This is a genomic window from Comamonas sp. 14P8.1.4 (assembly GCF_057799285.1).
The window spans coordinates 82363-97822 of record NZ_JBYOKN010000007.1 but is presented as its reverse complement, the minus strand read 5'-3'; the positions used below and the strand labels follow the sequence as shown (position 1 = coordinate 97822).

Genomic DNA, 15460 nt, shown 5'->3' with positions numbered 1-15460 from the left:
CTATGGAAATGCCTGCAGCCTCAGAGCTTAAACTCGGCAATCAGGGGCAAGTGGTCCGACATGCGCCACCAGATACGGCCTTGTGGCACCAGCAGGCTCAAAGGCTCCAGCCCGCGTACATACACATGGTCCAGCTGGGCCAGCGGCAGGCGCGAGGGATAGGTGAACGTGCTGCTGTCACCGTCATATTCGTACATGCCAAAACCGGCCAGCATGCGCTTGATGTGATGGCCCCAGTCGTTGAAATCTCCGGCCACCACCACAGGAGCCCCGGGGGGCACCTCATGCTCGATGAACTGGTGCAGCTGTTGAATCTGGCGCACGCGGCTGCCCGCAATCAGGCCCAGATGCACCACCACGGTATGCACCGAGCGGCCCTGGAACATCACCTCGGCATGCAGCAGACCCCGCTGCTCAAAACGGTGGTCAGACACATCCAGGTGCTTGATGTCACGCACCGGCCAGCGCGACAGCAGCGCATTGCCGTGCTCGCCATCGCGCGTGTAGGCATTCGTGTGATAGACCGCTTCATAGCCATCAGGGGCCAGAAACTCTGCCTGACCCACTGCGGGCCAGTTGTCAAAATACACCGCCTCGCGCCGGTTCATCTTGCGCACTTCCTGCAGGCACACGATGTCGGCATCCAACTGTTCCACGGCCAGGCCCAGGTTGTAGATTTCCAGGCGCCGCGTCGGCCCCAGGCCCTGCACGCCCTTGTGAATGTTGTAGGTTGCCACGCGCAGCACCCCGGGTTCGGGCGGCACAATGATGCCCGACTCCGTGGTCGTTGCGGCAGACAGGGGGAACTGGGGCTCAGAGGTCATGCGGCAAGAAAAGCTGGCAAATGAAGAATGGCTTCGGCGTTCGAGGGCGCATAGCAGCGGTCAGCGGCTTCACGCCAAGGATGCCAAGCAAACGCGGTGTGTTCACGCGGATTCAAGGTCACGTGTGCGTAGGACGGCAACTGAAGCCCGAAAACCCGCTCGGTATTGCTGCACACACCCGGTGCGTAGCGGTGCAGCCACTGTGGATAGATCGGGTAGATGTTTTCAAGTTCCCAATCGTGCAGCAGGCAACCCGGGGCATGGACGTTGATACCCGTCTCTTCCGCCACCTCACGTGCAGCCACCTGCGCCCAGGGCTCGGCTTCAAAATCTTTGCTGCCTGTGACCGATTGCCAGAACTCGCCACCCAAACCATCGCCTTGCGTGCGCTGCAGCAACAGCACATCGCCCTGCCGGGTGTAGATGACCACCAAGACCGATTGCGCAATTTTGTAAGCCACAGGCTGCTGCATACATCCCATCTTCACACCAAACGCGGGCGCCCCATGAAAAAAGCCTTTGCGTTTCCGCAAAGGCTTTGTGCTTTTTTGGCCTCTAGCGCTCGTACATCAAGCGCTTGTAGCTATGACTTTATGAGTCATCGTTACACAGCTTTCACTGCATCAGGGTTGCGCAGCTTGATGTGCAGCTCGCGCAATTGCTTTTCGTCCACAGGCGAAGGCGCTTGTGTCAACAAGTCTTGAGCGCGCTGTGTCTTGGGGAATGCAATCACGTCGCGGATCGACTCAGAGCCGGTCATCAAAGTGATCAGACGGTCCAAACCGAAGGCCAGACCACCGTGGGGAGGCGCACCGTATTGCAATGCGTCCAACAGGTAGCCGAACTTAGCGCGCTGCTGCTCGGGCGTGATGTGCAGGGCTTCAAACACCTTGGCTTGCACGTCGGCACGGTGGATACGCACCGAGCCACCGCCCAGTTCCCAACCGTTCAGCACCATGTCGTAGGCCTTGGCGATGCACTTGCCGGGATCGGTGGCCATGAACTCTTCGTGGCCATCCTTGGGAGATGTGAAGGGGTGGTGCACCGCCACCCAACGGCCTGTTTCTTCGTCGTGTTCGAACATGGGGAAGTCCACCACCCACAGCGGTGCCCACTTGTCTTCGAACAGACCGTTCTTCTTACCAAACTCGCTGTGACCGACCTTCAAACGCAGCGCGCCGATGGAGTCGTTCACAACCTTTTCCTTGTCCGCACCGAAGAACAGCAGATCGCCGTCTTGTGCGCCGGTGCGCTTCAAGATTTCTGCGATAGCGGCATCGTGCAGGTTCTTCACGATGGGCGACTGCAGACCGTCACGGCCCTTGGCCACTTCGTTGACCTTGATCCAGGCCAGGCCCTTGGCACCGTAGATCTTGACGAACTCGGTGTAGCCATCGATCTCGCCACGCGAGATGTGGGCGCCACCGGGCACGCGCAGGGCCACCACACGGCCACCCTTGGTGGTAGCGGGGGTCGAGAAGACCTTGAAGTCCACATCCTTCATGCAATCGGTCAGCTCGGTGAATTCGAGCTTGACGCGCAGGTCAGGCTTGTCCGAACCAAACCGGAAGGCCGCATCTTGGTACGTCATGATCGGGAATTCGCCCAAGTCCACGTTCAGCTGCTGTTGGAACACTTCCTTGATCATCTGCTGGAAGATCGCGCGGATTTCTTCTTCGTTCAGGAACGAAGTTTCGCAGTCGATCTGTGTGAATTCAGGCTGGCGGTCAGCGCGCAAGTCTTCGTCGCGGAAGCACTTGGTGATCTGGTAGTAGCGGTCAAAGCCCGAGACCATCAGCATCTGCTTGTACAGCTGGGGCGACTGAGGCAGCGCGAAGAACTGACCGTCGTGCACACGCGAAGGCACCAGGTAGTCGCGGGCGCCTTCGGGGGTCGACTTGCCCAGCATGGGCGTTTCGATGTCGATGAAGCCCAGCTTGTCCAGGAAGTTACGCACCTGGATCGATGTCTTGTAGCGCAGCATCAGGTTGCGCTGCATTTGGGGGCGACGCAGATCCATCACGCGGTTGGTCAAACGCACGTTTTCGGACAGGTTGTCGTCATCCACCTGGAAGGGAGGTGTGACGGCGGCGTTGAGCACGTTCAGCTCGTGACACAGCACTTCGATCTGGCCGCTCTTGAGCTTGTCGTTGGTCGTGCCAGCAGGACGCGCACGCACCACGCCCTTCACTTGGACGCAGAACTCGTTGCGGATCTCTTCGGCCACCTTGAACATGTCAGGGCGGTCAGGATCGCACACCACCTGCACATAACCTTCGCGGTCGCGCAGGTCAATAAAGATCACGCCACCGTGGTCACGGCGACGATTCACCCAGCCGCACAGGGTAACGGTTTCGCCCATTCGGGCTTCGGTCACAAGACCGCAATATTCAGAGCGCATGGCCATGGTCTATCTTCCTGCGCCTCAGGGGACGCGCTTTTTTGGGTTGTTTATCGTTCTTCGTCCGGCACAGGCAGGGGCGGAGGCACCACCACACCCATCGAGACGATGTACTTGAGCGCAGCGTCCACGCTCATTTCAAGTTCCACACAGTCACTCTTGCGCATCAGCACAAAGTAACCGCCTGTCGGGTTGGGCGTGGTCGGCACGAACACGCTCACAAACTCATCGCGCAAGTAGCTGGCCACCTCGCCAGCTGGTGTGCCCGTAATAAAGGCCACCGTCCACACGCCTTCGCGTGGCCACTGCACCAACACGGCCGTGCGAAATGCATTGCCGTTGTCGGAGAACACCGTGTCAGACACCTGTTTGACGCTGGAATAAATCGAGCGTACCACTGGTATGCGGGTGATGAGGGCATCACCCCAAGTCACCAACTTGCGGCCTACAAAATTACTGGCGATTGCCCCGATGGAGAGCAGCACCACCAGCGTCAGGATGACCCCGAAGCCCGGGATGTGCATGCCCAGCAGATGATCGGGCTGCCAGTCGGCGGGCAACAGATAGAGGGTCTGGTCCAGCGTGCTGATGATCCAGTGCAGCACCCAGACGGTGATCACACCCGGCACGATGACCAACAAGCCGGTAAACAGCCATTTACGCAATGCAGACATGGTGCGCATCAAGCCTCGGTGGCGGCGGGGCAACCCGCTGCAGCACAGGCGCTGCCGCCGTTGTCACAGGCGGCTGCGGGCGCAGCCGACGCACTGCTGCTGGTGCCGCCCTTGAAATCGGTGGCATACCAGCCCGTGCCTTTGAGCTGAAAGCCCGGGGCAGTCAGCTGCTTGGAAAATGCAGCAGCGCCGCAGGCCGGACAATCGGTCAGCGGGGCAGCAGACATCTTCTGGAGAACATCCTTGGCGTGGCCACAGGCGCCACACTTGTACGCATAAATCGGCATAGCTTCAGATCAGCTCAGCTTTGGGCTTAAGTAGAGAATTCGCAAAACCCTCAATTATAGGCAGCCCTACTTTTTTTGCCGTAACAAGTGGGCTTGCACCTGGCAACAAAAAGGGCGCGTATGCGCCCTTTTTGAGAATCTGTCCCCGATGGACGGTGCCTTATTCGGTTTTGCTGCCTTGATAGTGCATGACATGGCCATGCTGGTTGGGGATGAACTGGGGCGCCAGGGAGCCAAAGATCATGCCGGCAAACGCTGCCATCAAGCCTGCCAGCTGCTGCGGGAATGCATCGGCCCAGCCCGGCATGAAGATGAACATCAGCCACACGCCCAGGCCCAGGGCCACCGCCAGCAAGGCACCTTGGGTGGTGGCACGCTTCCAGTACAGACCACAGACCAGCGGCACAAAAGCACCCACCAGCGGCACTTGATAGGCCCCTGCCACCATTTCATAGATGGAGCTGTCTTGCATGCTGATGGCATACACCAGCACACAGAGGGTGAACACCACCACGGTCACGCGCATGGCTTTGAGGGTCTGTGCATCGCTCATGCCCGGCTTGATGTTGCGCAGCACGTTTTCCACAAACGAGGTCGAAGGCGCCAGCATGGTGGCCGAAGCGGTCGACATGATGGCCGACAGCAGCGCGCCAAAGAAGGCGATCTGCAGCGCGACGGGCATGTGCTCCATCACCAAGGTGGGCAAAATCTTCTGTGGGTCATCCGCCATCAGCGCTTCGGTGGCCTCGGGCATGATCAACACCGCTGCCGTCACCACAAACATGGGGATGAAGGCAAAGCAGATGTACAGCGCACCACCGATGATGGGACCCAGGCGGGCCACGTTCTCATCCTTGGAGGACATCACGCGCTGGAACACGTCTTGCTGCGGGATAGAGCCCAGCATCATGGTGATGGCCGCTGCAAAGAAGAACAGCCAAGTCTTCAGGTCCGCATCCACCGGGAAGAACTGCATCTTGCCTTCGGCCACGGCAAAGTCGATCACCTTGTCGGCGCCGCCCGCCAGATCCCCGGCAAACCAGGCAATCGCGGCCAGACCCACACAGATCACGACCATCTGCACCAAGTCGGTGATGGCCACCGACCACATGCCGCCAAACAGCGTGTAGACCAGCACGATCAGCGTGCCCAGCACCATGCCTTGCACCAGCGACAGGGCGCCGCCGGTCAGCAGGTTGAACACCAGACCCAGGGCCGTTACCTGCGCTGCCACCCAGCCCAGGTAGCTGAAGATGATGATGACCGAGCACACCAGCTCGATGGTCCTGCCAAAGCGCAGGCGGTAGTAGTCACCAATCGTGATGAGGTTCTTCTTGTAGAGCTTGTAGGCAAAGAACAGGCCCACCAGAATCAGGCAGAAACCTGCGCCAAACGGATCTTCCACCACGCCGCCCAGGCCTTTTTGCACAAACACGGCCGAGACACCCAGCACCAGCTCCGAGCCGAACCATGTCGCAAACGTCGTCGCCACCACGATGTACAGCGGCAAATTACGCCCCGCCACCGCATAGTCCGCCGTGTTGTTCACACGGCGCGCAGCGTACAGACCAATGCCGATGGACACCAACAGGTACACGGCGATAAAGGTAATCAGCATGGTGGCTGCTCCCCCCGAAAAAAGAAGAAGTTGTTGAAATTTTGAGGCGCGATTATGGGCATGAACCCACACCCGTTCGCAGAAAAAAACGCGGCCTGTCTGCTTGCGACCACAAATAAAAAAGAGCGCCTTGCGCTTGACCTCTCTGGATTTGCGAGTGATATCACTCTTAAAGCCTTTAAGAACAAGCGCTAGGCGCTCTCTTTATTTGCAGATAAGTGCTTGCTTACACAGCAAGCCCACTACCAAGCCAGCGTTAGAAAACCCGAAACCGCGTAAGGATTTGCATGGCCAACATGCCCAGTACAAACCCCAATCCGCCGTAAACCAGGCCCTGCAGCAAGCGATTGGTGCGCCGCTGCTCACGAAGCAACTCCTGTACCAATTGCTGATCAGGCCCGTTTTTCTGCTGCAGATAGCCATAGACCAGGCGCGGCAGCCCAGGGATGAGCTTGGCGTAGCGCGGCGCCTCGGCCTGCAGCTCGCGCCAAAAGCGCTGAGGGCCCATTTGCTCGAGCATCCACTTCTCCAGAAATGGCTTGGCCGTGCTCCACAGATCCAGGTTCGGGTCGAGCTGGCGACCCAGCCCTTCGATGTTCAGCAGCGTCTTTTGCAGCAGCACCAGCTGCGGCTGAATCTCGACCTGGAAACGACGCGACGTCTGGAACAGGCGCATCAGCACCATGCCCAGCGAAATTTCAGCCAGCGGACGGTCAAAGTAAGGCTCACACACGGCGCGAATCGCTGCTTCCAGCTCTTCCACCCGGGTGGTTGCAGGCACCCAGCCACTTTCGATGTGCAGTTGCGCCACGCGCTTGTAGTCGCGGCGGAAGAAGGCCAGAAAGTTCTGCGCCAGATACTCTTTGTCGAACTCGGTGAGCGTGCCGACAATGCCAAAGTCCAGCGAGATATATCGCCCGAAGGTGGCGGGATCCAGGCTGACCATGATGTTGCCCGGGTGCATGTCGGCGTGGAAGAAGCCATCACGGAACACCTGGGTGAAAAACAGCGTGACGCCATCGCGTGCCAGCTGCGGAATGTCCACCCCGGCGTCGCGCAAGCGCTCCACCTGGCTGATGGGTACACCCTGCATGCGCTCCATCACCATCACCTCGGCATGGCAGTAATCCCAGAATATCTCGGGGATCAGCACCAGGTCCAGCCCTTCCATGTTGCGGCGCAGCTGCGCCGCGTTAGAGGCCTCACGGATCAGGTCCAGCTCGTCGTGCAGGTAGTTGTCAAACTCGGCCACCACCTGGCGGGGCTTGAGGCGCTTGCCGTCACTGGAGAGCTTTTCGACCCAGCCCGCCATCATGTGCATGAGGGCCAGATCCTTGTCGATCACCGACTTCATCCCGGGGCGCAACACCTTCACCGCCACATCGCGCGTCTGGCCATCACGGTCACGCACGGTGGCAAAGTGCACCTGCGCAATCGATGCGCTGGCCACAGGCGTGCGCTCGAAGCTGGTGAAAATCTGGTCCAGCGGCTTGCGGAAGCTGCGCTCGATCGTATTCACCGCAATTTGCGAATCAAACGGTGGCACGCGGTCTTGCAGCTTGGCCAGCTCTTCGGCCACATCGGGTGGCATCAAGTCGCTGCGTGTGGAAAGCACCTGGCCAAACTTCACAAAGATGGGCCCCAGCTGCTCCAGCGCCTCACGCAGGCGCTGCCCGCGCGGAGCCTCCAGCTTGCGGCCGATGGTCAGCACACGGCGCAGCGTGTTCAGCGTGGGGTGCTTGAAGCTCGAGAGCACCAGCTCATCGAGCCCATAGCGCAGCACCACCCAGACGATGGTGAAGCCTCGGAAGAATCGGCTCATTGCTGCGCGCCGCCCGAAGGCATACGGCCACCGACAAACTGGCGCACCGCGCCGGCCACCGTGCGGCCAATGCTGGCCAGCGTGTGCGCGGGCACATCTCCCATGATGCGGGCCATGTCTTCTTCGACATCCCACTCCACGTTGTCGACCAGCCAGTGAATGTCTGCCGCCAGTTGCACATCGCCTTCGATGCGCAGATTGGGCTTACCGCCGCTGAGCGCGGTTTGCGCCAGTGCCAGCGGGTTGCTGTCCAGAATTTCCAGCTGCAGATCGGGTTCTGCGCCTTCGGCCGCCAAATTCAGCAGGCCAGCAGGCGTCACCACCAGCGCCATATTGAAGTTGCGCCACTGCACACGGGCCACGCGCCCTTTTTGGCGCACCAGGCGCTCCATGGCTTCGCGCTCCTGCATCAACACATGGTTGAGAAACAGCACGGCGCGCTGCTGGGTTTCGTGGACGAGCCAGCTTGGTGGCTGCACGACTTCAACCGCGCGCTCCACTAAACCGTTCAGGAATGAAAAAGGGGACTGTGTTGCCATAGTCCCCTGATTATTCCTGAAGTGGAAAGTTTTTTAACCTAAGGCTTGTAAACCCGCAACCAACCATCCACTGGAGTTGTCTTTGGGCTTGGCCATATTCCACACTTCCCGGAAGGGGCTGGGGCCTGCGGAGGGCTCTTCGCGGATCAGGCCCGAAAATTCCACACTGGCCATGTAGGAATCTCCCAAATCTTCGATCCCCAGCAGCTGGCCATCAATCATGAGCACATCGGTTTGGTTGGGTGCGCCGCCACTTTCGGCTTCACGCGCTTCCAACTGGTGCTTGATTTCAGCCAGCATCTCGTCCGTCATCATGGAACGCAGGGTGGAAATATCGCCCTTGTCCCATGCGGCTTGCAGGGTCACGAAGTTGCGCTTGGCTGCGTCGAGGAAGCCATTGGCATCAAAGTCGGCAGGCACATCCCAGCTGGAGGCTGCGGGCGTCAGGCCGGCACCAATCATCGAGCCGTGCGCACCACCTAGAATCTGCTCCCAGGGGCGTGCCGATGCATCGTTGCCCACGTTCTGGGGCTTGTACTGTGGAGGTGTCGCCACGGCATCCGGCTGCACAGGGGCACCAGCGCCCTGGAAGGCAAACGGCGACGCAGCGGCAGTCGCCGGCTTTTTGTTGGCACGCGCACGCAGGATGGCGCCAATGACCACCATCACCACCAATGCCAACAGGCCAAACATCAACATATTGGCAAATGCCTCGCCAAAGCCCAGTGAGTTGGCCAGCCAGGCCAGGCCCAGGCCGGCTGCCAGGCCACCCAGCATGGCGCCCCAAGGCTTCTTGGCGGGCGCTGCCGCAGGCGCAGCAGGCTTGGCCGCAGCGGTATTGGACTGTGCGTTCGAAGGCTGCGCAGGGCGCGCAGGCGGAGCGGCTGGAGGTGTGGCCTGGCGCTGTGTCACGCCGCTGGACTGTTTGCCGAAGGAGCCACCGCCCCCCATGCGTTTGGCTTCTGCCAGGGGATGCATGACGACCAACGCCGTCGCCAAAGTCACTGCCCACACCTTCTTCATCGTTCTATCTCCGCTTAAATTCAAATTCACTGCTGCTTAGCCAAACCCGGCAAAAAAACTATGCATGAGGCTGCACTCCCTGCTCAGCACTTGATACCCACGTGCAGGGCCACAATGCCCGCCGACATGTTGTGGTAGTCCACGTGCCCGAATCCGGCCGCCTGCATCATGGTCTTGAGCTCTTCTTGCCCAGGGTGCATGCGAATGGATTCCGCCAGGTAGCGGTAGCTGTCGGGGTCACCGGCCACCATCGAGCCCATCTTGGGCAGCATGTTGAAGGAGTACCAGTCATACACCTTCTCCAGCGGCTTGGCGACCTTGGAGAATTCCAGCACCAGCAGCTTGCCGCCGGGCTTGAGCACGCGATTCATTTCTTTGAGCGCCGCATCCTTGTGCGTCATATTGCGCAGGCCAAACGCCACGCTGACCAGATTGAAATGGCCATCGGGGAAAGGCAGCTTTTCCGCATCGCACACCAAGGTGGGCAGCAAGATGCCCTTGTCGGTCAGTCGATCACGGCCCACGCGCAGCATGGCTTCGTTGATGTCGGTGTGCACCACGGTACCGCTGGCGCCCACCTTCTTGGAAAACGCCATGGACAAATCGCCCGTGCCGCCTGCAATATCGAGCACCTGGTCGCCCTCTTTGAGGTTGGCCACCATGACGGTATAGGCCTTCCAGGCGCGGTGCAAACCGGCCGACATCAAGTCGTTCATGACGTCGTACTTGGACGCCACCGAGTCAAACACGCCACGCACGCGGCTGGCTTTTTCTTTCTCGTCGACTGTCTGGAATCCAAAGTGTGTGCTGCTCATAAGCTTCAAATGTAAGCAGGACGCTGCGCTGAGACCAGCGACAACCCCGCGTACTCGCAGGGCATACAGTGCCTGAGTCAAAAGTCTGTACCGGAAAGTCGCTTTGACAGCCTGACTTCCCAGCTACGTTAAATATAGCATTGCACTGCCAGTCAGCTGAAAACCCGAGGATTTCACCTGTGACTGCAATGCATCAAATGCTGGGCAAGGGCGTCAAAAAAACACTTTGCCAATCAATATCTTGCGCTTTCACTGCGCCAACCCCGGGTTGCCAGGGCTGCGCCGATCAGCTGCCGCAACCGCAGGCGCCGCTGCCACAACCACCGCCCGTGGCAGGCTCTGCCGCACTGCTGCTGGAGCCGCAACCACCACCGGTGCCGCAGCTGCCGCCCGCTTTTTCGGGCATGGGGGTGTCGCGGTCCACACCTGCAGCTTGCAGGCGTGCCAAGTATTCCGCCCACAGCGCATCTTGCTGGGAGCCCAGTTCGTACAGGTAGTTCCAGGTGAACAGGCCGCTTTCGTGGCCATCGCTGAAAAACGGCTTGATGGCGTAGTTGCCCACCTGCTCGATGTTGTCGATGGTGACGTTGCGCTTGCCCGTCTGCAGCACTTCCTGACCGGGGCCGTGGCCCTGGACTTCTGCCGAGGGCGAATACACGCGCATCAGCTCAAAGGGCAGGCGAAAGCTCTTGCCGTCGGAATAGCCGATCTCGAGCACGCGCGAGGCTTCGTGCACCGTCAGCGATTGGGGGAGAGGCATGTCTACCATGGAATGCTACCTATCAAAACAATAGCTGCATGCGCTGGCAGATAGCCAACTTCAGCAATAAAACTGGCTGAAGTGCTTATTTACCGAGCGCAAGCCGCTCATATTTATATTCAAACCCACCGCGCCAATGCGCTGACGATGGCCGCATCGCAGGCTGCGATGCCTGGATGCAATTGTGCTTCGCGCGCCAAATCGCGTTCACGCAAGGGGTTTGCCCAGACCGACGCAGGGAAGTGGCTGTCCCAGTCATAGCGCGCAATCACATGCCAGTGCAGGTGCGGCACCATGTTACCGAGGGCTGCCAGATTGATCTTGGTGGGCTGCAGGTGCGTGCGCATCACGCGCTCCACCTCAGCCACCACTGCCATGCAGGTGTTGCGGTCGGACTCGGACAAGTCCGACAACTCGGCCGCATGCGCCATCCAGATCACGCGGTAAAAGCCCGGAAAGCCCGCTTCTTGCGCACGGATCACGCGCAGCTGCGCACCCTGCCAGACGGGCTGACCGCCCGCCTCCTGGCACAAGACGCAGGCCGCGCTCACAGCAGCACCCGCTCAATCCCGCCGGCGTTGGCGCGGTTCACGTACTCGGGCATCCAGTTGTCACCCAGGATCTGCTTGGCCATTTCCACCACGATGTAGTCGGCTTCCAGCAGACCGTTTTGCAGGTCGTTGCCGTAACGGCTCAGGCCTTGCAAGCAGCTGGGGCAGCTGGTCAGGATCTTGACGTTGTCCTTGGCACCCACCGAGCCATTGGCGCGCAGCGCGGCCTCACCCTGGCGCAGCTCATCTTCCTTGCGGAAGCGGATCTGCGTGGAGATGTCGGGGCGCGAGACACCCAGCGTGCCCGATTCACCGCAGCAGCGGTCGCTCTTGAGCACACCATCACCGACCAAGGCCTTCACGGTCTTCATCGGGTCCTGCAGCTTCATGGGGCTGTGGCAAGGGTCGTGGTAGAGGTAACCGCCCTGTGCGCCATCCGCCGCGCCGGGCAGAGTGATGCCCTTTTCCAGCAGGTATTCGTGGATGTCGATGATGCGGCAGCCCGGGAAGATCTTGTCGAACGCGTAGCCCTGCAACTGGTCATAGCAGGTGCCGCAGCTGACCACCACGGTCTTGATGTCCAGGTAGTTCAGCGTGTTGGCCACGCGGTGGAACAGCACCCGGTTGTCCGTGATCATCTTGTCGGCCACGTCGTACTGGCCCGAGCCGCGTTGCGGATAGCCGCAGCACAGATAGCCCGGGGGCAGCACGGTTTGCACACCGGCATGCCACAGCATGGCCTGCGTGGCCAGACCCACCTGGCTGTACAGACGCTCCGATCCGCAACCGGGGAAATAGAACACGGCCTCGGTATCGGCAGTGGTGCTCTTGGGGTCGCGAATGATAGGAACGTAGTCCTTGTTCTCGATGTCCAGCAGCGCACGCGCTGTCTTGGTGGGCAGGCCGCCGGGCAGCTTCTTGTTCACAAAGTGAATCACCTGCTCCTTGATGGGCGGCTTGCCCACGGTGGCTGGCGGATGCTTCATCTGCGGTTTGGCCACCGCATGCAGCAGATCCGACGCTAGGCGCTGTGCCTTGAAGCCAATCCCCACCATGCCCTTGCGCAGCACATTGATGGTGTCGGGGTTGGTGGCGTTCAACATGGCCATGGCCATCTTGTTGCCCGGATTGAAGCTCTTCTTGCCCATCTTGCGCAGCAGATTGCGCATGTTCATGGTCACGTCGCCAAAGTCAATCTTGACCGGGCAAGGCGTGAAGCACTTGTGGCAGACAGTGCAGTGGTCGGCCACGTCTTCAAACTCTTGCCAGTGCTTGATCGACACACCGCGGCGCGTTTGCTCTTCGTACAGGAAGGCTTCGACCAAAAGCGAGGTGGCCAAAATCTTGTTGCGCGGCGAATACAGCATGTTCGCGCCCGGAATGTGCGTGTTGCACACGGGCTTGCACTTGCCGCAGCGCAGGCAGTCTTTGACCGAATCGGCAATGGCGCCAATATCGGACTGCTGCATGATCAGCGACTCGTGCCCCATCAGGCCAAACGATGGCGTGTAGGCGTTGGTCAAATCGGCATACATCAGCGCTTCGCGCGGAGACTCGGCCGGCACCAGGCCGTTCTTTTCGCGAATCAGCTTGCCGCGGTTAAAGCGGCCCTGCGGATCCACGCGCTGCTTGTAGTCGGCAAAGGGCTGCAGCTCTTCATCGCTCAGGAATTCGAGCTTGGTGATACCAATCCCGTGCTCACCGGAGATCACCCCATCCAGGCTGCGTGCCAGTTGCATGATGCGCGCCACGGCTTCGTGGGCGGTCTGCAGCATCTCGTAGTCGTCAGAGTTGACGGGGATGTTGGTGTGCACATTGCCGTCGCCGGCATGCATGTGCAGCGCCACCCACACGCGGCCCTTGAGCACGCGCTGGTGCACCTGCACCGCTTCTGCCAGCACAGGCTTGAAAGCCTCGCCGTTGAAAATCTGCGCCAGCGGCGTCTTGATCTGGGTTTTCCAGCTGGCACGCAGGCTGTGGTCTTGCAGCTGTGGGAACAGTGTGGCCACTTCGGCCAGCCAACCGCTCCACTGATCGCGCACGTCCTGCACCAAGGCAATCGCCTGGTGCACGCGGTCTTCCAGCAGCTCCGCCGTTGGAATCTCGCCCGCATCGTCCTGCTTGCCCAGCGGCAGATTGCCGTTTTGGAAGAACGCCAGCAAGGCATCGCACAGCTTGAGCTTGTTGCGCAGGCTCAGCTCAATATTGATGCGCTCGATACCGTCGGTGTACTCGGCCATGCGCGGCAACGGAATCACTACGTCTTCATTGATCTTGAAGGCGTTGGTGTGCTTGGAAATCGCGGCCGTGCGCTTGCGATCCAGCCAGAATTTCTTGCGCGCTTCGGCGCTGATGGCGACAAAGCCTTCGCCGTTGCGCGAATTGGCAATGCGCACCACTTCGCTGGTCACGCGCGCCACTTCGTCGGCGTCATCGCCCACGATGTCGCCAATCAGCACCATCTTGGGCAGATGGCCGTTGCCCTTCTTGGACTTGGTGGCGTAACCCACCGCCTTCAGGTAGCGGTCATCCAGGTGTTCGAGGCCCGCGAGCAGCACACCGCTGCGCTTTTGCTCCTCGAACATATAGTCTTTGATTTCCACGATCGAGGGCACGGCGTCCTTGGCATTGCCAAAGAACTCCATGCACACCGTACGCACATTGCTCGGCATGCGGTGCACGATCCAGCGCGCGCTGGTGATCAGGCCGTCGGTGCCTTCCTTTTGCACCCCGGGCAGGCCCGAGAGGAACTTGTCGGTCACGTCTTTGCCCAGGCCTTCCTTGCGGAATTTGTGGCCAGGAATATCCAGGCGTTCCGTGCGAATGGGCGTCTTGCCATCGGCCTGAAAGTAGCGCAGCTCAAAGCTGGCCATCTCTGCATCGTGAATCTTGCCCAGGTTGTGCCCCACACGGGTCACTTCCAGCCATTCGGCATCGGGCGTCACCATGCGCCAGCTGGCCAGGTTGTCCAGCGCCGTGCCCCACAGCACAGCCTTCTTGCCACCCGCATTCATGGCGATATTGCCGCCAATGCACGAGGCTTCGATCGAGGTGGGGTCGACCGCGAACACAAAACCAGCGCGCTCGGCCGCATCGGCCACGCGCTGGGTCACCACACCGGCTTCGGTCCACACGGTAGGCACCGGGTGCTCCACGCCGGGCAGCATGACTTTCTCGACCTCGGTGATGGCCTGCAGCTTTTCGGTGTTGATGACCACCGAGCGCCAGGTCAGTGGAATCGCACCACCGGTGTAGCCGGTACCACCCCCACGAGGGATGATGGTCAGCTCCAGCTCAATACAGCCCTTGACCAGCAGCGCCATCTCTTCTTCGGTGTCTGGCGTCAGCACCACAAAGGGGTACTCCACGCGCCAGTCGGTCGCATCGGTCACATGGCTGACGCGCGAGAGGCCGTCAAACTTGATGTTGTCCTTGTGCGTGAGCTTGCCCAGCGTCTTGCGCACACGGTGGCGCAAAGAGGCTGCTTCTTCAAACATCCGGTCGAATTCACGCACCGCGCGGTTGGCGGCATCGATCAGCTCCACGACCAGCGCATCACGGTGCACATCGTCTTGGGGCATGCGGCGCTTTTGCACTTCCGCCATGCGATGCTGCAAGGCCTCCACCAGCAGCTTGCGGCGGTCCGGGCTGTGCAGCAAATCGTCTTGCAGATACGGGTTGCGCTGCACCACCCACATATCACCCAGCACCTCATAGAGCATGCGGGCGGATCGGCCGGTCTGACGCTCTTGTCGCAGCTGGTTGAGCACACTCCATGCGGAGGTACCCAATAAGCGAATCACGATTTCCTTGTCGGAAAACGAGGTGTAGTTATAGGGAATCTCACGGAGACGGGCAGGTTCGGCAGCGTGGTTGACCAGCGCTGCCTGCGCAATCGGTGCATTCATGGATGTAGACCGGGTTGGGCGCGGGGGCGCACCTAAGTCATGGGGAAAACGATTTTAAGCCAGCCCCTGAACTCTGTTGACACAACTGCAATAGACCCGACTCCCCAATTGCCAAAAGCTTCTCGCTATGGTTTTGTTCTCTTTTCACCACTACGCAATAGCCACAATTGCGCTCAAAAATCATCAAAAAAGAAAAAAATTCGCGTCAATCCTAGTTTCGATTTTTTTCTTGGCTTCT

General features: G+C 59.9%; 13 protein-coding genes. All 13 read right to left on the bottom strand.

Translation table 11 applies throughout. The features are described from left to right. Window positions 1-20: 20 nt before the first annotated feature. The 13 genes from AC27VO_RS12195 to AC27VO_RS12135 all read right to left on the bottom strand — a co-directional run bounded on the left by AC27VO_RS12195 (window position 21) and on the right by AC27VO_RS12135 (window position 15222). Window positions 21-824: an endonuclease/exonuclease/phosphatase family protein gene (locus tag AC27VO_RS12195; RefSeq protein WP_488666985.1), complete on the bottom strand. Its 804-nt coding sequence runs from the start codon at window positions 822-824 to the stop codon at window positions 21-23. Continuing rightward, entirely contained in the window at window positions 821-1297 is a 477-nt protein-coding gene (gene nudB / locus AC27VO_RS12190; protein ID WP_488666984.1) for a dihydroneopterin triphosphate diphosphatase, read from the bottom strand. Before nudB ends, AC27VO_RS12195 begins: the two co-directional genes overlap by 4 nt. Before the next feature lie 131 nt (window positions 1298-1428). Continuing rightward, on the bottom strand, window positions 1429-3231 hold the full coding sequence (gene aspS / locus AC27VO_RS12185; RefSeq protein WP_488666983.1) for an aspartate--tRNA ligase: 1803 nt from the start codon (window positions 3229-3231) through the stop codon (window positions 1429-1431). 44 nt (window positions 3232-3275) lie between these two features. Next, a complete protein-coding gene (locus tag AC27VO_RS12180) occupies window positions 3276-3899 on the bottom strand; it encodes a DUF502 domain-containing protein (RefSeq protein ID WP_488666982.1) in 624 nt (207 codons plus the stop codon). An 8-nt stretch (window positions 3900-3907) separates the two neighbouring features. Further along, window positions 3908-4186 carry an FmdB family zinc ribbon protein gene (locus AC27VO_RS12175; RefSeq protein WP_488666981.1) on the bottom strand — a complete coding sequence of 93 codons (279 nt, stop codon included), beginning with the start codon at window positions 4184-4186 and terminating at the stop codon, window positions 3908-3910. A gap of 160 nt (window positions 4187-4346) precedes the next feature. Further along, complete coding sequence (locus AC27VO_RS12170; RefSeq protein WP_488666980.1) at window positions 4347-5804, bottom strand: high affinity choline transporter 1; 1458 nt, start codon at window positions 5802-5804, stop codon at window positions 4347-4349. 256 nt (window positions 5805-6060) lie between these two features. Beyond that, on the bottom strand, window positions 6061-7626 hold the full coding sequence (gene ubiB, locus AC27VO_RS12165; RefSeq protein ID WP_488666979.1) for a ubiquinone biosynthesis regulatory protein kinase UbiB: 1566 nt from the start codon (window positions 7624-7626) through the stop codon (window positions 6061-6063). Further along, on the bottom strand, window positions 7623-8165 hold the full coding sequence (locus AC27VO_RS12160) for an SCP2 sterol-binding domain-containing protein (RefSeq protein ID WP_488666978.1): 543 nt from the start codon (window positions 8163-8165) through the stop codon (window positions 7623-7625). Before AC27VO_RS12160 ends, ubiB begins: the two co-directional genes overlap by 4 nt. A 33-nt stretch (window positions 8166-8198) precedes the next feature. Then, window positions 8199-9188, bottom strand: coding sequence for a Tim44 domain-containing protein (locus AC27VO_RS12155; RefSeq protein ID WP_488666977.1), 990 nt, complete (start codon window positions 9186-9188; stop codon window positions 8199-8201). Between the two features lie 83 nt (window positions 9189-9271). Then, window positions 9272-10003, bottom strand: coding sequence for a bifunctional demethylmenaquinone methyltransferase/2-methoxy-6-polyprenyl-1,4-benzoquinol methylase UbiE (gene ubiE, locus AC27VO_RS12150; RefSeq protein ID WP_488666976.1), 732 nt, complete (start codon window positions 10001-10003; stop codon window positions 9272-9274). A 286-nt stretch (window positions 10004-10289) separates the two neighbouring features. Then, window positions 10290-10772 carry a gamma-butyrobetaine hydroxylase family protein gene (locus tag AC27VO_RS12145; protein ID WP_488666975.1) on the bottom strand — a complete coding sequence of 161 codons (483 nt, stop codon included), beginning with the start codon at window positions 10770-10772 and terminating at the stop codon, window positions 10290-10292. Window positions 10773-10882: 110 nt separating this feature from the next. Beyond that, entirely contained in the window at window positions 10883-11314 is a 432-nt protein-coding gene (locus AC27VO_RS12140) for an HIT family protein (RefSeq protein WP_488666974.1), read from the bottom strand. Further along, on the bottom strand, window positions 11311-15222 hold the full coding sequence (locus tag AC27VO_RS12135; RefSeq protein ID WP_488666973.1) for a DUF3683 domain-containing protein: 3912 nt from the start codon (window positions 15220-15222) through the stop codon (window positions 11311-11313). Before AC27VO_RS12135 ends, AC27VO_RS12140 begins: the two co-directional genes overlap by 4 nt. Between the last annotated feature and the right edge of the window lie 238 nt (window positions 15223-15460).